Raw genomic sequence first — 19,202 nt, 5'->3', positions numbered from 1 at the left:
AATCCACCAATTGCTCTGCAACCGGTTCGAGCCCGAGAATGCCGACAATCCCGCACATGCGGATCAATATCCCCCAACCTCAAAGATAACTTTCAACGCAGCTTCATTGTTCTGCACACGCGATCGCCCAAGATACTAAACAACTATTCGAGAAGATTGATGATTTCGGCTCAGCGATGTGCTGTTATCTTCATGCACGCTTACGCGCGAGGTCGCTTCAGCAGTCCCATTTCCCCAAGCCGCAGCGCGCCTTCGGTAAGAGCGATCGAATACCAGCACGTGAAAACAGCAAAGCAAACGACCGCTTCGATGCAATTCGAATAGTCATGCGCGAGCCGATGGATGCCGCATTTTATCGCAAGCCATGGGACGCATAGCATCTTCTCCCGGTAACGAAGATAACAATCGTAGTCACAATAGGGCTGTCGCGTGGACATATCTCGCAAGTAACCTGTCTCCAAGCATCGATGACACTCGGCGCAGATAGTCGAACTGCTTGGCGTCCTGTGATTTACCAAAATGAACTTCATGATCGTTGGCTGCGCTGAGATTCATTCATGGAGGACCAACTCGACAACAGAGGTGCCACTTGCTGTTAGAACGAAGCGCATAGCTTATTTACGAAACCTCCGCCTCAACGCTGTCCCTCACGCTCGGCACACAAAAGAGGCCCGGCCACATTCAGTGGCCGGGCAAAGTCAGTCTAGGGAGGAGCGACGCTGCTAACATCGCGCCGGCTTCCATCGGCAGCAGGAGGCTACCACCGATGGTCCATTTGCGGCGAGGGCATTCGCCGCTAACCTTAAGCCACAAAAGGCCAATGTCCGTTCCGAGCAAAATTTGGCGTTTCTTTCTTCTGTTCAATTGAACCAGAGTCCAAGGAATTCGGCCTAATGCTCGGCCCGATACAAGGATTTGGAGAACAACGGCCAACCCTTTGGGCGGTGCCGGCCGCGCCGAACCCGCGCGGCACTAGGTGAGTGGCCAGACTGCAGCGCGTGGCTCGATGCCTGACGTACACCCAAAATGTTTCTCCTCGCCTAGGCAAAGATCGATAATCATTCTGATGGGACCGAGGCTTTTCTCCAAACCGACGTCTTCTTATGCGACATCCAACAAGGTTGGTAAAATTCATTGTATTGATGTACCGCATCTACATCATGGATATTGTGGAGGCGCTCATTCGAGCTCAAGACCCCGGGCGCATCATCCGTAAGAGTTTGGGCAGGTCAGCAATCGAACTGGCATGCAATTTGTCTTGGGCTTGGCTCTATATCGTGGCGCCGAACGGAGCCGTGCTTTCTGCAGGTGAGCGGCCAAACTTTTTTTACTTAGATCGCCGCTCAACTGGCTGGATACGACGTTTTTGTTGGGAATTTTTAGGATGGGTATCAACTCGGGTGGCGACAGCTCTTCGATGCTGCTGGGCGAGCCAGGATTGGGGGGCCTATCGGTTCTATCTGCCAAAGGAACGGCTACGGCCTGATGGAAAACAACTGACTGATTTTGGTCAAGAAGCTGGCGATCGGTTTGCAAACGGTGTCGCCTTCGTCTGTCTGGCGGCCATCCTTACCGACATGCTATAAGATGGCGCGCCTTATGCGCGCCGCCGTCAGCCGCTTCTCGTCGGAATTCGCCTGCCTTGAAGGCGGGCAGTACAATTTGGCGGTCACGCGAGACGGCATGGAATCTGGATAGAAATTCGGCGCCCATTTCCGCGGTTCCGAGTCGGTTTGCTTTGCTCACGCCGGAAAATAATGAGGAATAGGAGGCGGGCCACGCCCCGACATGTGAACTATGTCCCGCACGGCGTGATTCCGGCGGTGCTGCTGCCATTTGATGAAGATCTCACCATCGACGAGGTGAGTTTCCGTAAGCACCTTCGAGACGTCGCCTCTGTGCAAGACCTCTCGGCCATCACCGTCAATGCGCACTCGACCGAGGTTGGCTCTTGCAGTTTCGACGAACAGCGCCGGGTGCTCGACATCGCGCAGGACGAGATCGGAACCAAGCTGCCGCTGATCAACGGCATCTGGGCCGACGGCAGCCTTGAGGCGGCGCGCGTTGCGCGCATGGCAACACAAGGCGGCGCTTCCGCACTCTTGGTATTCCCGCCGGCGCTGTTCACCCTCGGCCAGTCGCCGGAAATGGTGCTCGCACATTTCAAGCGCATCGCCGACGCGACCGACCTGCCGCTGATCGCGTTCCAGTATCCGCTCGCGACCGGTCAAGGCTATCCGAAGGACACGCTGCTGAAGCTGTGCGCGGAGGTACCGACCATCCGCGCCATCAAGGACTGGATCGGCAACGTGCCGCATCACGAGTGGCACGTGCGCACGCTGCAGAATCTGCCGCGGCCCGTGAATGTGCTCACCACGCATAGTGCCTGGCTGTTATCTTCCCTGGTGCTCGGCTGCAATGGATTGCTGTCAGGCTCCGGCAGCGTGATCCCAGAATTGCAAGCGCGCCTATTCCGCGCGGTGAAGGGCAACGACTTCGTCGAGGCAAGGCAGCTCAACAACCGCATCGAACCGCTGATGCGAGTGTTCTACGCTGATCCATTTGTCGACATGCACAACCGCATGAAAGAAGCGCTGGTGCTGTGCGGTAAATTGCCGCGCGCAGTAGTGCGCCCGCCGCTGGTGAAGATTGAGCGATCGGAGATCACGCGCATTCATCAGGGGATGATCGAGGCCGGTCTGCTCGACAAGAGTGCGCACGATCCGGTGTAAAGAACACAGCAGAAAAGATTATCTACCTTCGGTTGCTGTATCCTGGATCGGGCGCGCCGCCTACACGCGCGTACATCGCCGCTCAATGCGGGATGCAAAGGGCACCTCGACGTCACCACAACTTCCGTTCACCAGAGAGCCCGTCCAACGCCCTGGGCCTCAATGATTGAACGACAGATGGCCAGTCCCATACCAATATCCTGGGCTTTGGTGAAGGCCTGAAGCAGGTATTCGAATCTAATCCTGGACCAGAATGTCGCACTCTGACCAGTATGCCAGTCGAGCGAGATCTAGCCGTGCTAATCAAGAGCTCCCGCGCTCTCTCCTTTGCTCCGCTCATTGCCCCGGCCGCGTTGATGATCAAATTGATAGCCACTTGTTGGAGACGAGCTCGATCCGCCAGACTGAGCGGCAAGGTTTCCGCAAGTTGCGTTTGCACCGCACGTTTTTGGGAAACTGATGGGGAAGTCCTTACCTGTGCCCACGAGCTGCAAGCTACGCGCAGCACATCGAACCACTGATAGTCATGGAGATGACACCCGCGGTACCCAGGTCACGATCGATGATCGTTGGCGTGATCGGCAAGCCAACAGCTACATCATGGTCGGCGGTGCAGCCATGGCCGAACCGATCACGTTGGGGCCAAACTAAAGCTGCCGCCGCAATTGCGGCCGAAAGCGATGTGGCGCCTGCGGATCGAGGCTCTACTCGGCTGCCATCAGCAACTCATTTTGATCGCGTTGTAAAAGTTTCCCCTTCGGAGAGCTTAGTTGCGCATTGGGCCAGGTCCAACCCAAGCTGCGTGATGCCCTTCTCTAGTTCGGATCGGAGCGAAGTTCGGAAGTCATCGTCGCGATGCTGGTGCGGATTGCGGCTTTCCATTGATCGCCGCGATCCCATGCTTCCGCAAACGCGGCGGCGACATCAGCGTGCTGCCGGTTCGCAATCATTGCCTCGATGATCGATCTGGATTGAAGCCGATCTTTCGAACTCTTTGCGGTCGCATCGCGATCCTCCTTGCGGCGAGATCCGATGATGAGCTTATGGATGGCGTATCTTTCTGGCGACGAAATGAGAACCGGCACGCCCACACCATGCAGCAGGACCGCGCGGATGGGCTGGTGGATCAGGTAGTCAAGGAAACGGAGCGGAAGTGCCGCCGCCCCGCCCAACGCTGGCATCGGGACAGGCTTGCCCGCCTGATCATCGGACCATTGGTTCGGCGTCAAGAACTCCACCTTGGAGTTATCCCTCGATACGAACTTGGGTGGAGACCCTTCCGTCGGCCTGGCTCGGAACCTCCGGGAAGGTCGTGTCAACCTGTCGAAGCACCTCTAGAATGGGAGGCATGGAGTCCTTGATGGCGACCGAGGTTTCGTGAAACTGTGCAAAGTCGGCGTCGCCGGTCTGCATCGCGGCCGCATCGAGCCGCCTGCCGAGCACGGCGGAGTAGCATTGGTAGGCAACTGTGCCGACAAGCACTCCCCTCATGCGGAAGAAGCCAGCCTTTCGCCAGCGCCTCCACCACTTGGCCAGTCATTGGTAAGGCGTGCGGCAGATAGGCCTCTCGCGTCAATGTGGAGACGAGACGGCGACGTCCCTTCAGGTCGGCCTTCAAATCCTTGAACGCCTCGACCCTCTTGGTGATTTCGGAATCGTCCACCGGACCAACATAGCGGCGGTCCTGGCCGCCGCCTTCCGGGCCTGGGCGTGTCGAAGTACCAATATTTCTTGCCCTTGACCTCGACTGCCACGAACCGACCGTTCGAAGAGAACTGGAGGTGGAGCTATCGTCGAGGCTGCGCTGGACCAATTCGGAATAGAGCGTCTGGTATGTAATATCGTTGGCTTTGCGCATGGCAGGCCCCCGTTATACTGTTTTCGCGGAAATAGTATAACCAATGGAATAAAGTAAGCCCGTTACATTAAAATCGCGAAATAACGTAATACACAATATATTCAATGACTTAGTTATCAAAGAGAGCTCGTACCAAGTCCGTCCGCGGAGAAGTGAACCGGTCTGACAACCAGTACTTTCTTTTAACACGAGCCAAGAGGAAGATTGGCGCGGCCTCGTCGGGATGAGCCTACGCCTGGAATCTCCAGTTCTAGGCAGCAGTTCGTCCAGACGATAAACCGGATGGGAATGCCGGATCCGAACGGCAGGGCGAGCGATGCACTTAACATGGCTGATGGAGTGTCCAACCCAGATCCGGGTTGGCGCTGGTCGCGTATGCGACAGCCTCGAGCGTCGTCTGTAGCTGTGCAAGCACGAACGCAAGAGCCAGCACCACCTGATTCGCGCCAAAGCGCAAGGCATTTTGCTTCTCTTTGCGCGTTCGCGGCGATCGCGCGCAACGAAACCGCGACGGCTTCGCTAAATCCCTTGAGACTTGGTCCGCGACAACGCTAGGTGAAAATGTGGAACGCCCGCCAAACCTCGTTGCCGGAACGTAGCTCGATTCGCTCCAACTGGCCCCCTGCAATTTATCCCGGCGGCAAGGTCGACCGAGCAAGGGCAGGATTGTTTTGGAAGCCGCATGGACGCTTGCGATCGGACTTTGCCGAGACTCTTTTTTCGCCCCCATCGCATCTCATGCAACTGGTATTCCATCGGCATGTAGAGCGGGATCGGTATCGCCCGGCTCTATAGGCAACGTGAACTGAAAGACGGCGCCACGAGCCTCTTTCGCGCTCGCCCACATCCGGCCTCCGTGGGCCTCGATGATTGAACGGCAGATGGCTAGGCCCATGCCCATACCCTGCGCTTTGGTGGTGTAGAAGGCCTCAAAGAGGTGCTCCACACTATTCGAGCCCAATCCTGGACCAGAATCTCGCACGCTGACCAGTACGCCAGTTGAGTCAGATCTAGCTGTGCTAATCAACAGCTCCCGCGCTCCCTCCTTTGCTCCGCTCATCGCCTCGGCTGCGTTGATGATCAAATTGATAATCACTTGTTGGAGTTGAACTCGATCCGCCAGAATGAGCGGCAAGGCTTCCCCGAGTTGCGTTTGCACTGAGACACTATTCTTCATCACCTCTGCGCGAGTCATGGCTATAACTTCAAGTACCACATCATTGATCGCCAAAGAGGCCTTCTGTGGAGGCGACTTCCTGATGAGCGCGCGAATCCGATCGATGATTTCTCCAGCTCGCGTACCATCTCTGATAATCAAACCGAATGTCTGCCGCACCCGCTCTAAGTTAGGCGGCTGAGCATTGAGCCAGTTTAGCCCGGCCCCGGCGTTGCTGATGACGCCCGCGATCGGCTGGTTGACTTCATGCGCAATCGAGGCGGTCAGTTGTCCCATTGTGGTGAGGCGATTGGCGTGTGCGAGATCGATTAGGGTCTCGCGATACCGCCGCTCGCTTTCGCGGGCTTCGGCTTCCGCCCGCTTGCGTTCGGTCAAGTCGACGACAAAAGCGACACCTTGTTGCTCGTTGAACGCGGCCGCCCCGATCAGCACCGGGACGCGAGTACCGTCCTTTCGGACGTACTCCTTTTCGTAAGCTTGGACAGCTCCTGTAAAATGGATCTCTGTCTGAGCGCGCGCAGTGCGCTCTTTCCAGTCTGGCGGAGTTAGATCGCTCCAGCGTATCCGGCCCGCGACGAGATCCTCTCGGTCGTAACCAACTATCTCGAGAAAGGCATGATTAGCCTCGAGGATGTCCCCCTCATGGCTGAAGAAAAAGATTCCGATAATGTTGGCGTCGACCAGGCGCCGGATTTTCGTTTCACGTTCCTGAACATCACGGTACAAACGGCTGTTTTCGAGCGCTATCGCAGCTTGCGAGGCAAGCAGCTTTAGCACCGAACTCCGGGCCCGCGCGAAGATGCCAGCCGCCAAGTTATTTTCGAGGTAGAGCATGCCGATGAGCTTGGCTTGAGTGATTAGCGGAAGGCACAGAACGGAGCGCGACCCGCGTGCGCGGATATAGGGGTCGTTAGCAAATGGAGATTGGACGGCGGCATTATCGAGAATGACATTTTCACCGGTGCGCATGACGTAATGGAGCACCGACTCTGGGAGAGCTGCCGCGGTCACTGCTTGCTCATGCATATGCACAAGAAGCAATTGACTGGCCGTTGTCGCCTCTGCTTCGATCCGCGGTTCATTGCCACGGAGCAAAATCAAAAGACCTCGCTCGGCACCGGCCTGCTCAATTGCGGTGCGCATGAGCTTATCAATGAGCCTTTGCAGGACAATCTCACCAGAAACCGCCTGCGAGACTTTGATCACCGTAGCAAGGTCGAGATGCTCAATCGGCGCCCCTATGCTTGTGCCGGACAAGGCTCGAGTTGCATCCTCCTCATTCAGATAGGGATACAACTCGCCAAGTTGACGCACTTTGCCATCCGCTCCCCAACGCAAATAGTTGAAGCGTGCATCTCTCAGATATGTCTTTGCGATCCTCTCATACCCACGCGCAGCATAAAACCGCCCCGCAAGTTCGCAGGCGATCGCTTCATGGTGAACAAAACCATTAACCGCTGCGGATTGTATGGAGAGTTCGTAGAGGCGCATTGCTTCTGCGTCACGATTGTCAATCCGTGCGATTTCGGCTGAAACCAAAGCAGCTCGGTGTTCAAAATTTTCAGGGCAATTCATCGCCCACGCCTGAAGGTGTTTGTGATGGGCGCTTATGATATCTCGATGCAGTTGTACTTCACTCGCGGCTGAACCGTCGCAATGGCAAGAGTGAGACAGCGCACCGTAGAAGTGGAATTCCGCTGTTGAGCCTTCTGTCGGTATGGTCCACATTTGAGGCTCTGCCTTTGACCTCGCATTGATTGCAGCGACATAGTCACCGGCTAGGAAACGCGCCTGGAGCTTACGGATCCAATAAATAGCACCAAGGGCGGGTGCCTGCGGTCCTTGCTCGAGCGAGCGCTCGATAGCCAATTCGTTAATTTCTTCGTCATCAAAGCAGCCGAATGTGCGCGTGAGGCCACGCATGGTGCGAACGAGTCCAAGCTGCAGATGTATAATGTCGGCTGCGAAGCGGAACTTCATCTTACGAGCGGCGGCGAGGTTTCTCTCTATTTCGCGCTGTATACCTTCCAGAGGATCGCCCTCGGCTATCATGCTTGAAGTCAAATGGGCCAGACTGTAGGCCTCATAAATGAGATCGCCGACTTCAGTGGCCGCCTTCAACGATCGCGATATCAAATCGCGACTGCCCCGGTGTTTGGTCCAAGGGATCACAGTCGATCCGACGGCTAGATAGACCGGAGCCTGAAAGCGGCTCAACCCGTGACGATCGACGAGATCGCAGGCGAGCAGACCAAATCGATAAGCCGCCTGATAATCGCCGAAGCGGCCACCTAAGACCCTGTTAAGCCAAGCGTAGTGTGCGCACGAAGCATCAGAGTTGCCGTAGTCGAGGCTAAGATTCACCGCTCGGCATATGACTAACGTGGACAGGTTGGCATCAGTAAATACCGCGGGAGGAAGGATCCGCGTCAAGACCGTTAAAATAGCAAGGCACGTCTCGTCTTTCATTAAAGGCAGATCTGCTATCCTTTCAATCTGGCCATCAGTGATCTTGGACCACATCAGCTGATATTCGGATAGAGCCTCCTCCTCCGTTGGACGTGGCGACCATTCAAGCCCGACGCCGCGGAGATAATCGAGACCCACCGCCACCGCGCGCTCGAGGTCGCCGCGCGTTAGATACAGATCGATTCGCAAGCAGGCTACACTGGCTTGTTCGACCGCATCCATACCACGCCTGGAAAGCGCGGATAGGCGCTCCTCCGCGGCATCCAGCTCGCCGGTCAGGAATTCGCATTCGGACCGGTTCAGCTCCAGTGCGAAGGTTAAGTCGCGTTGATTTAGCCACGAGTCTTTCGCGAGCAGCGCAATACCTGCGATCAGGTATGTGAGCGCAGATGCGTAAGCTGCGGACGCTTTGGCACGCTGGCCGGCGATCAGGTTGAATTCTGCGAGCTGCTCCCGCTCCTTACTGGAGGTTATTAGGGACAGACCTCGATTGAGCTGATTAACAATATTAAAGATAGCCGCGCGACGGCTCTCCGGAGATGTATGTGCCGCGAGCATCCGGCCAATCCGCAGATGAGCTGGAGCGCGCGATTCCTCCGGGACCAACGAGTAGGCCGCCTCCTGAATTCGATCGTGAATGAAGCTGTACGTGTCTGCGTGCCGCTCGACTAGATCCTGATGGATCGCCGGCCATAGAAGCGCGTGCACCCGCGCCTTGGAAGTCCCGAAAACAATTGAAAGTTCCGATGTTTCGGCGATGTTACCGAAACAGGCGAGTTGCTGTAGCGCGTTCTGCGTTGCGGCTGGTAGGCGGGTGAGTTTCCCGACCATCAGGTCCACTACGTTATCGGTGTACCCCTTTTCGTGGATGCGTTCGAGATCCCAAGACCAGCGCGCCGCGTTGTGATCGAAGGTCAACAGCTCCTCTTCGGCAAGTGCAGAAATGAACTGAATGACAAAGAACGGATTGCCCACAGTCTTCTGGTGAACCAGCTGCGCGAGTGGTGCTGCGCGCTTCGGCTCGCAGCGAAATGCATCCGCGACCAGCTGCTCGACATGCCGGGGGGTGAGTGGCAGAAGCGTGATCTCTTCCACGTTCCTGCCCGCGCTGCTAATGCTATCGAGCTTGCGTTTCAGAGGATGGCTGGAATCAACCTCGTTACTCCGATACGCACCGATGAGCAGCAGTTGCAAATCGGCCTCTGTCAGGAGATGCTCGAGCATGTCAAGTGTTGCCGCATCGAACCACTGCAAATCGTCCAAGAAGATCACCAACGGATGGTGCTGGCGGGCGAAGACGCCGACAAACCGGCGAAATACCAGCTGGAATCGAGTTTGCGCTTGCTGGGGCGGAAGCTCCGGAACGGCAGGCTGTTCGCCGATGATCAGCCGTAGGTCGGGAATTAGGTCTGTCATCAGCCGTCCGTTCGGACCAAGCGCATCCAGGAGTGCGTTGCGCCAGATCGCGAGCTCAGCGTCACTTTTGCCGAGAAGAGGCCGGACAACACCCTGAAACGCCTGAACTAGCGTCGCGTAGGGAATGTCGCGCTTGAATTGATCAAATTTGCCGGACGCGAAGACCCCGCGCGAGGGCACTAAAGCTTTATGCAGCTCATGGACGACGGACGACTTGCCGATGCCGGAGTAGCCGGCGACAAGTACCAACCCTGGCGCGCCACTCTTGACGACTCGATCGAAAGCGGCGAGCAGCGCTTCGATCTCGGAGCCTCTCCCGTAGAGCTTCTCGGGGATCAGCAGGCGATCTGGTGTATCCTGTTCGCCTAGCTCAAATGGTTCGATACATCGGTAGCTTGACCATTCGACGAGACAGCGCCGAAGATCGTGCTCGAGGCCGGCGGCCGTCTGATAACGATCCTCCGCGGCCTTGGCCAGCAACCTCATCACTATCTGGGAGAGCTGCTCCGGGATGCTTTCGGATTTGTCGCTCGGTGCTATTGGTTTTCTCGCGATATGACAATGGAACCACTCCATTGGGTCTAACGCGGCGAACGGCAAGGCACCTGTGAGCATCTCGTAGAACGTGACGCCAAGTGAGTAGAGGTCACTGCGGGAATCGATCGAACGGTTCATTCGTCCCGTCTGTTCGGGCGCCATGTAGGGCAGTGTGCCCGCGATGAACTCGGGCGGTTCGCTCGCCTGCCGCTCGCGCGGGTGACGCGAAGCAAGACCAAAGCCGGTGAACCGGGCCTCTCCGTCTGGACAATTCACCAGAATATGCGCCGGCTTCACGTCTCTATGGACCAAGCCGCTCCGGTGAATACTACCGAGAGTTGCCGTAATGCTAACCGCCAGTCCCAGAAAGCAGTCCAACTCCAGAGGTGCGCCCAGCAAGTGAACCAGGGGTTCACCGGCCGGATCCTCCAGAACCAGAGTGGTTCGGCCACCGTCGCGGACTAGCTCCAGGGGCCGCACCGCCCATTTCCCCCCGAGCCGTTCCCCTAGTTCATATTCATGAGCCAGGCGGTCAAGCGCAGCACGCGGAGGATGCAATGTAGCCGGTCGCACAATTAGAACTGGTTGTCGGTCACCATCTGCGGTCCGACGCCATGCGCGGCAGAAGACGCAATCACCGTCTTCCCAGAGGACCGCCGAATCGTCATGTCTTTCCATGTCGAACTGAGGCGGCTTTTCCTGCGACATTCGACCGTCCGGTCGATGATATTACGCTCAGTTAGAACCTGCCATATATCACGCAACATGACAATTTCTGCTCGCTGAGGAGCCTCTCGGATCTCCCTTTATCTGTAGCGATCCGAGGTGGGACGCTAATCCTGCACGGGAGGAAGCCGCCCTCAGAAACGCAAGGACGGTGCGCCATTCGCCCACTTCTCGCATTGGTTTGAGATACAACCATGAGGCGATTGCGGCCCGCAAGAATTCATAATCGCTTGCACCGCTCTCGCAAGGGACACGACTTGATGCGCAATCCAAACGTGATCCGCTCGACGAGTGCCCAATGCCGCTTTCAAGGCGCCGCGAGTGCGATCGCGAGAGCTGAGCACGGACAACACGTGAATTCGGTCTTGATGCGGCGACACCACGAACGTTTCCCCGCAAGATGTCTGGAGGAGATACAAAGTGCGCGACGAAGCCGATTAGCCAATGTGCTAGATGCGTTGCACGTCCCGGATTGACAAAGGTCTGAGTGCTATCACGGCCGATCCGGCCGCATCCAGAGAGCCTTGAATTTACCCAAAAAGCATCCCGCTTCCTACATCCTCGCCGCTCTCAAGCGTTGAGGTCATCTTCCATTGAGAATGGAAATAGGGCAGAACCAAAAGCGGACAACCTGCCAACGGCGTGCGCACGGAACAATGGTTAGAGAGCTTGATACTGACAAGACACCAAGAGCGTCGACAGAACGCAACTCGCGCTCAGCCGACAGAAATCTGGGTTTTGATTTCGCTAAAGGCATCCTCATCATTCTGGTGATCGTGGGACACCTATTACAATATGTCGTCTACAGAGATAATCAGTATTGGTATTCACCATACTTCAAGTCGATCTACATGTTTCACATGCCCCTCTTCATGGCGATTAGCGGATATCTGTCCTCGGGCGCACTTTTGCGAAAATCTTTCACTCGCAGCGTCAAGGAACGCGCGGTGCAGCTACTGCTGCCTATGCTGTTCTGGGGCACGCTCATGGAAACGGTTAAGTTGGCCGCATTTTCGCCCGCGCCAAGCGTAGTAAACGGTGCGCTGGAATTCCCAAGGGAGTTCGCTGGCACATACTGGTTTATATGGGCAACGTTTGCTTCTTTTCTTCTCGTTGGACTTCTCATCGCTGCTAATCTGCGGTCGACATGGATGGTATCCGTATCTGCGGTCCTGATCGCACTCGCGCCGGTCACATTTTCGATATTCCCCTTGATCAGGTACACTTATCCGTTCTTTTGCCTCGGGTTCGTGCTCGCCAAGTCTTCTGACTGGCGGACGAGCGCCCTCTTATGTCACAAGTCCCTTTTGCTTCTCTTGCTCTTTGGTCTCGCTTGCGTATGCTTCCTGGCTTGGGACAAGGAGACTTATGCCTATAGCAATCTAGTTCTGATTCACGATGCACAGTCGGCCAAACAAGTATCGCTTATGTTCGTTGGCTCTGCAGCAGCCTCAGCTGTCGCCGCGGAAGTGATGCTGCGATGCTGGAACTTTTGTGGTTCAAGTCGGATAGCTCGCTTTATCGCGGTAGACCTGGGTCAGAGCACCCTGCTACTTTATCTCCTTCAAGGAAGCGTCTTTCGTCTCATGGACCTGGTCCAGTTTGGAGAGCTCTGGGATCCATCGACCAGGATCGCGGTCGCGATTTCGCTTGGTGTGACCATTATTGTTATCGCGACAGGCATTCGCTGGATTGTGCAAGACTTTGGATTAATGTCGCGAATTGTTCTCGGAGCACCGCCACGCTCAGGTCTGCTGAAAACTCAATCTGTTTCTACTTAGCCCTGCAAAAACCAGAGGCGCTGATCGAGACGCGCGACAGAAACACTTGTCAAAAGCCATAGTGCCCAACCTACGCCGCCGATACAAAAGCACTTCGAGGGCGTAGCACCGCCGCCTCAACGTTCGGCAGCTCCCAGCGCAAAGCTCGACCAGACGCGGTCGAATTGTGTGCCGCAACGAGCCCGGCGGTTGACTGCCGTGGACGTAATCCGCGATGGAGTCATTGTCGCACCGTTCTATCCATGAGGTGAATGCGCTCCATCATAACAATCTATTTTACCGAACCTGAGGAACACTGCTAGTCAACGCGGCGGTTGAGCTCGGGGATGGAGCAGGTCGTGAGGATTAATCGTCGGCTGTTGAGGGCAGTTCCTCCAGGTGGCCTCGTTCGCCACCTGCTCAACAGCAAGGCTTCAGAAGGGCCGTTCGAACGGTTATCGGCAGGTCTCGTCAAGCGGCATCCTCACGCGGGCTGCAGGCCAGCGCTGCGCAACAGAAGATCCGTGTGCCAGAACGATACATGAGGCAGCCATGACTATGACAACGTACGTGCCTAGAAAATCCAGGCCAGTTGAGGGCCTGAACCAAGCTTATCGGGAGATAGTGGTTTGTTTCTTTTCGCAGCTCCTTCGATATTTTGTCCTTCCTCTACGCGCTTTCGCCCACTCATCGCCCATTCAACTGAAAGCCGATACCGATCCAAATATCCCCACAGCACCGCCGCCTCGAGAACGTGCTGAGCACCTTCATCCCTGCAATTCGCGTATTCAATATCTTAAGCAGAGGATCGAGCTACAAATTGAAGAGGTTGCAAGGCTGATCTGCGAGGACGAGAGCGCACTCGAGGCGACCCGGCTCCTCGATGCACTTACAAACGAACTCGTAGCGGCGAAGCTCGGCCTATGCCCGGAAATCGACGAACAAGCCGACAGTGCGGCAATCAAAGAGGGCGCGAGCCGTCTGGAGCAGGAGTACGGCAAGCTATACGAGCCACAAGAGCTTCTGACACTGGGACGGCTTTTCGATGAAGCAGTCTTGGCATTACCCCCAAGCATGCGAACTCCTTCCAACCGAACAGAGATCGCCAGACTCATTTTAGGACGCACATCTTTTACTCGAGTCGAACTTGGACTTCTTGTTAAGTTGATTATCGCTGTCGTAGCTGCCGCATGATATAGCTGATGGCCTTGCCATCGCTATGAGATAGAGCACATGATTTTGCAAAAGAGACGTCGAGCTGCTTTCGCCTCAGCGTGGGGTGGCTCGACAAGACGACGTTTTAGTACAGCGGCGGCACCTGATCTCGCCGCCCAATCTCCAAGTTCACGCCAAAGCAGGACTTCCTTCCCGGCATCGCAGATACACTCATATAAGCCGCAGCATCATCCATGCCGGCTATCCGCCCCGGTGGGTAATGAACGACACATCGCTTGGCGAGCTTTTGGCGCAACCGAACGCCGCCCGCAAATGCAGACTAGCAGATGCTTCCGCGGCTTCTCGGCACTCTATCGATCCGAACTAATGTGTTGCTTTGCTCGTAGTGGCTCAATTGCCAACGTTCAACCGGCCGCTCGAATTACGGCGAGGACAATGGCTACCCACGTCGCCACACAGAACAATAAGACAGCGCGCCATGCCCATACCCTGAATCGACGGCGCCAGTTGACCAGCTCCGAGGCGGAACCGGTGAAGCAGCGGCCCCGCACGACCCCGACCATCTGGCTGTAGTCGTGAAATTCAAACTGCGAACGATTCTTGCGAATGTACTTGATCCGATCCTGAGGTGAGAAGCAGTAGGCCCATATATTTTCAGCCTCCTCCTGTTCGTTCTTAGACACGCCGCATTTGGCACCTACGGGATAGTCGCCTGGTATGATACCGTGCTCTATGCCGAGCGCGTAAGTGGAGAGCGAATGCAATTGCGATTGAAGCATGGTGGCTACCTTTAATGTTTCGCGCTCCGAACCTACAATGTGACGTTATGTGCATTTCAAGCTTTTCCTCAGGTCACCACCAAATCTAATTGGCTCCAACCGTGACCCATTGCTAAGCCTGCGCACATGACCTCCCAATCTTGCGGACGCGGAGGTGCGCTGACAGCAACTCTTCGGCTCGCCTCGCAAGCGCTGCCGCCTCTCATGCGACCGTCTCTGCTTAGTTCGTCGTTCTCGTTCACGGCGCGCGGGCGGACGTAGAACGGACCGTTTTCCGTTTGACCCACGCGTGGTGTCGTCTTGCGACTGAGCGGCCAACTCTTTCATGTCTCGCAACGTCTCCGGATCGCTTTGACCTCCGGCAATCGGCAGATGACATGGCGCTGGAGGCAGCGATGCTGGGATGACCGCGTCAGACGCGGGATGGTCGGTTGGCCCCGCATAGAGGCAATCGTCGAGCGGCAGCAGCGTGTGCAGCCCGGAAAGCGACGATGATCACCTCTTCCTTGACGAAAAGGACAGTCGACCTGGCTTCCCCGGGATCAGTCGAACGATCGGCGATCCCTCGCGCTGCGTCTTCTAAAGAGCGCAGCATACAAGAATGTTGCGCGGCCTCGACCTGCCGCGGCCGTAATCCCGCTTCCAATCGCCAAAACCCAACTACGCGAGCGCGATCGGAAGCCGAGCCCAATACGCCATCGGAAACCTGCGTTGATGAGTAATAATCTCCAGATGTAACCTGACGTAACGTTAGATTTGTGTTTTGCGTTGGCTCTGTTAAGCAGAAGGACGGGTGGGTTTAGCTAAAGAAGTGACGATCGATGAAAACATTCTTGTTTGTGACTGCGACCGCCATAACGATTGCAGCGACGGAGCCGACTTTTGTCGCTGAGGCCGCAGCACCGGTCGACACCAATGCGCAGGTCGCCGATACGTTCGATCTTTGCAGCGCCAGCCCGGAGATGGAATGGGTCTGCCGAACCTTTTTTTGCTTGGTCGACCCGGAGTGCAGATAGAGTCGTAGAGTCCGTCTAATCAGCGGGTTCTGATTCCCTCGCGCCGAGCTGATTCGGCACGAGGGACTTCGATGATGGACTGTTCTGGACCCGCGACTTGTCTGATCGGTCACCCACTCCAGACGTCGCTGCAGGGCATCGATCTCTGCTGCGCGAACTGCTGGATTGCGGCTCGGGCACATTGAGATAAGGGGGCGCGCCGAGCACGACACTTGCTCTCAGTCAGCACCGACGGAAATTCAATAGCTGCCCCATACGTGCAACGAAGGCGCGTCGCGCATTGACGCCGTAGTCCGTACGCAACGGACAAACCTTAATCTTTGAGGTCCAACCGATTGTCCCAGCATCGGAACAACGCGATGGCAACAGCCGCTGCCACGAGCCGATCCCTTCAAAGAAATCGTTAACCTCGCCTATCCTCGCGCCACAAGAAGGTGCGATCAAAACGATCGCTTACCAGGATCGGCCACGATGCACTGTGATTTCGCGGGGTGAGCCGCGAAGTCGTCTCTCATTTTTTCCTTTCGCCCTGCCTCTAGACATTGTCGCAAATGATACGCCTGCCGCTGCCATACGAATTCACACAATTTCATCAAGTAAGCCGCTCGGAAGGCTTGAATCGTACGTAGCGTCAAATTGTAAGGTATCGAACAAGTGGCGGTGGTCTCCGGCGAGGCCGACGCTCGAAGTCGTTTAGGGATCGTCAATGTCTAGCCTGTCCAGGTCTCGCCGCACGACATCATCAGGATCCAGACACACATACAATGTCGTATCGTACTCATCGTCACAAACCGGATAGGTGTCCGGTACAGCACCAACCCTACGCGTTACGCGCGTGCCCGACACAGAACATTGTGATGGAAATGAACGACGTGCAGCTAACTGGCGTCCCGAGCCGAGTTTAGCACGTGTCTGTCATCTGCCATTTTCGGATGCGTTCGAGCTCACCTTGCAGTGACGGCGATCGCACCGACGGCCAACACCATCGCTCCGACTTCCACCTTCAAATGGGCCTCTTGCCGGGAACGTCGCTAATCTGAGCCTTTGGCCTCCTTTGTTGAGTGTCGTGCACGACACTCAACACGGCACAACTCACCATCAAAGAGGATTTCGTGAACCGAATGCAGCGTCCCCTACCTGATCGGGCCTATCGAGCAGGTTGCCACCTCATGGTTTTCATTGTTTTTGCGGCTTTGAATTCTCTAACCTTTGAATGCGCAATCGCCGGAGATCGACAAGCGACGGCGGATGAGCAGAAGGCTTGCACCCCGGACGTGTTTCGGCTGTGCAGCAGTGCCATCCCGGATGTCGAGGCTATCACTTCTTGTCTTCGAACCAAGTTCACCAGCTTGAGTGACCAGTGTCGCTACGTGATCTCAGTGCATGAAAGTGCAAAAGCAAAATCAAGCTCGAAATGACTTCAGCTCATACCTTTGATGGTCCCGGTCGGCGTTTCCAGCCTCCAAAGGACAGTCGCGGGGATTTTCACCTTTATGTGACTGGTACGGACAGCTGCTCGTAGACCCAACAGCTCTCGAACGTCGTGATTCCCCCCTCCTTGGACGAGTACGCGGATGCAGATCCTGCCCTTCAATACAGTTCTTATCGCCAATAGGGGCGAGATAGCTGTGCGCATCATCAAGACGTTGCGCAAGTTAGGGCTACGATCAGCTATCGTCTACCACGACGTCGATGCGGGCACGCCGGCCGTTTCTATGGCGGACGCAGCGATTGTCATCGAGGGTCGCTCACCGAGCGCGGCCTATCTTGATGCCGAGCAAGTCATCGCTTGCGCCGTCAGAGCAGGTGCCGGCGCCTTGCATCCCGGCTATGGCTTTCTATCGGAGAGCGCTGACTTCGCGAGAGCCGTTGCCAGGGCAGGCATTGCCTTCGTCGGGCCCACTTCCGAAAGCATCGATCTAATGGGTGATAAAATCCGCGGCCGCAGATTTGTTCAGCAAAGTGGATTTCCCGTCGCGCCTTCAGCCGTCGAAGAAGACGATCCAGAGACCTTCCTTTCTAGAGCGCGAGCCCTTGGCCTCCCTTTGCTAATCAAACCGTCAGCGGGCGGCGGCGGCAAGGGTATGCGGATTGTGCGCAATCTCGAACTTCTCGACGACGCGATTGCTCAAACACGCCGGGAGGGGCAGCGGTACTTCGGGGACGGCCGACTTTACGTCGAACGCTATGCTGAACGCCCGCGCCACATCGAAGTGCAGGTGCTAGCCGATTCCTTCGGAAACGTGGTCCACCTCTTCGAAAGAGAGTGCTCGGTGCAACGCCGTTTCCAGAAGATCATTGAGGAGACGCCCTCACCTGCCTTGTCGCCGGAGCTGCGGAAACGGGTCTGCGAAATGGCGGTCGGCATCGCTCGTAGCGCCAACTATCGAAATGCGGGAACTGTCGAGTTCATCTTTGATGGAAGTGAATTCTACTTCCTTGAGATGAACACCAGGCTTCAGGTTGAGCATCCCGTAACCGAGATGGTCACCGGCATCGACATTGTTGCCGAACAGCTTCATATCGCTGCGGGTCACAAGCTCCGCTTTTCGCAGTCCGATATCGTCTCAAAGGGTCACGCGATTGAGGCCAGAATATATGCTGAATCTCCTGAACGAGACTACGCTCCGACGACCGGCCAGATACTCAAGCTGGAGTACCCAGAGACTGCGGGCGTACGAATTGACAGCGGAATCGTTCAAGGTCAGAAAATTACGACAGCATTCGATCCCTTGCTCGCAAAGGTCGTCGTACATTCGCACACGCGCCGCGAAGCCGCATCAACGTCCCAACGCGTAATGCGCGAGTTGGTGCTTCTTGGCTGCGAGACAAACGTCGATTTCCTTTCGCGTCTGCTCGTGGACGAGGCGTTTTTGACTGGACAGATCCATACCGGGTATCTCGATGACAATCCGCACGTCGCAGTTGGTCAATGTGCGAGCGATCTACCCGCCGTCCTAGCAGCCGCCGCGCTCCTGACCAGGGCCGTTCGTGATTCGGCAGATGCCGTACCCACGCTCCACGCGGAGCTCGGCAAGTGGAGAAACTGACGTGAGGCACTCTTTTGCGCTTGATGTTGAGAATTATGAATTGTGGCTCTCACCTGGCCAACACGGCTATCGTCTTCACCTGGATGACGAGGTCATTGCGCCGGTGACGTTCTTGCATCAACTCGACGGCAGCGGTCTTCTTGTCATTCCGAGCGACACCATCCCGGTCAAATTCGCAATCGGCGGTGATACGCTTTACCTGCATATCCGCGGTAGGACGCACATCCTACAATATCGCGATCAATTGCGAGCGCTCGCTTCGTCACACGCGCAGGCGGATGATCTTGTAGCCCGCGCACCGATGCCGGGCGTCGTGGTTGCGACCGAGGTTTCACCTGGTGATGTCGTTTCCGCAGGCGCTAGGCTGATGTTGGCCGAGAGTATGAAGTTAGAATTTGTCGTACGCTCCCCGCGGAACGGTGTGGTCGAGCGCATACACTTTAAAGTCGGCGAAAGCTTCGAGCGAGACTCCGCGCTGGTTACGTTTTCCGAGGAAGGACGCTGAT

At 56.2% G+C, this 19,202-nt stretch carries 11 protein-coding genes and 1 pseudogene; 7 read left to right on the top strand and 5 right to left on the bottom strand.

The features are described from left to right. Positions 1-1,142: 1,142 nt before the first annotated feature. Together SO140_RS37770 and SO140_RS37765 are read left to right on the top strand one after the other, a co-directional pair. Positions 1,143-1,586 (top strand): hypothetical protein, encoded by a 444-nt coding sequence (locus tag SO140_RS37770; protein WP_498543838.1) that lies wholly within the window; start codon positions 1,143-1,145, stop codon positions 1,584-1,586. 204 nt (positions 1,587-1,790) lie between these two features. After that, positions 1,791-2,732 (top strand): dihydrodipicolinate synthase family protein, encoded by a 942-nt coding sequence (locus SO140_RS37765; RefSeq protein ID WP_498543837.1) that lies wholly within the window; start codon positions 1,791-1,793, stop codon positions 2,730-2,732. Positions 2,733-3,547: 815 nt separating this feature from the next. Here SO140_RS37765 and SO140_RS37760 read toward each other — a convergent pair. The 3 genes from SO140_RS37760 to SO140_RS37750 form a co-directional block, all read right to left on the bottom strand. After that, positions 3,548-3,970 carry a GSU2403 family nucleotidyltransferase fold protein gene (locus SO140_RS37760; protein ID WP_498543836.1) on the bottom strand — a complete coding sequence of 141 codons (423 nt, stop codon included), beginning with the start codon at positions 3,968-3,970 and terminating at the stop codon, positions 3,548-3,550. Positions 3,971-3,977: 7 nt separating this feature from the next. Next, entirely contained in the window at positions 3,978-4,223 is a 246-nt protein-coding gene (locus tag SO140_RS37755) for a GSU2403 family nucleotidyltransferase fold protein (RefSeq protein WP_498543835.1), read from the bottom strand. Positions 4,224-5,326: 1,103 nt separating this feature from the next. Next, positions 5,327-10,897, bottom strand: a complete 5,571-nt coding sequence (locus SO140_RS37750; RefSeq protein WP_498543834.1) for a trifunctional serine/threonine-protein kinase/ATP-binding protein/sensor histidine kinase — start codon at positions 10,895-10,897, stop codon at positions 5,327-5,329. Positions 10,898-11,571: 674 nt separating this feature from the next. Here SO140_RS37750 and nolL point away from each other — a divergent pair. Beyond that, entirely contained in the window at positions 11,572-12,696 is a 1,125-nt protein-coding gene (gene nolL, locus SO140_RS37745) for a nodulation factor fucose acetyltransferase NolL (RefSeq protein ID WP_498543833.1), read from the top strand. A 531-nt stretch (positions 12,697-13,227) separates the two neighbouring features. Next, positions 13,228-13,869 carry a hypothetical protein gene (locus SO140_RS37740; protein ID WP_498543832.1) on the top strand — a complete coding sequence of 214 codons (642 nt, stop codon included), beginning with the start codon at positions 13,228-13,230 and terminating at the stop codon, positions 13,867-13,869. A gap of 386 nt (positions 13,870-14,255) precedes the next feature. Here SO140_RS37740 and SO140_RS37735 read toward each other — a convergent pair whose 3' ends face one another. Both SO140_RS37735 and SO140_RS37730 read right to left on the bottom strand, forming a co-directional pair. After that, a complete protein-coding gene (locus tag SO140_RS37735; protein ID WP_498543831.1) occupies positions 14,256-14,630 on the bottom strand; it encodes a hypothetical protein in 375 nt (124 codons plus the stop codon). 353 nt (positions 14,631-14,983) lie between these two features. Beyond that, a pseudogene (locus SO140_RS37730) lies at positions 14,984-15,171 on the bottom strand (IS481 family transposase); the annotation flags it as partial. A 280-nt stretch (positions 15,172-15,451) separates the two neighbouring features. On the opposite strand from SO140_RS37730, the gene SO140_RS37725 reads away from it, so the two are divergent. The 3 genes from SO140_RS37725 to SO140_RS37715 all read left to right on the top strand — a co-directional run bounded on the left by SO140_RS37725 (position 15,452) and on the right by SO140_RS37715 (position 19,201). Next, positions 15,452-15,646, top strand: coding sequence for a hypothetical protein (locus SO140_RS37725; RefSeq protein WP_498543830.1), 195 nt, complete (start codon positions 15,452-15,454; stop codon positions 15,644-15,646). A gap of 1,574 nt (positions 15,647-17,220) precedes the next feature. Continuing rightward, positions 17,221-18,696 (top strand): acetyl-CoA carboxylase biotin carboxylase subunit, encoded by a 1,476-nt coding sequence (locus SO140_RS37720; protein ID WP_498543829.1) that lies wholly within the window; start codon positions 17,221-17,223, stop codon positions 18,694-18,696. Position 18,697: 1 nt separating this feature from the next. Next, positions 18,698-19,201, top strand: a complete 504-nt coding sequence (locus SO140_RS37715) for an acyl-CoA carboxylase biotin carboxyl carrier protein subunit (protein WP_498543828.1) — start codon at positions 18,698-18,700, stop codon at positions 19,199-19,201. Position 19,202: the final 1 nt, after the last annotated feature.

Source organism: Bradyrhizobium sp. UFLA05-108 (assembly GCF_059803455.1).
This window is presented reverse-complemented; position numbering and strand designations above follow the sequence as displayed.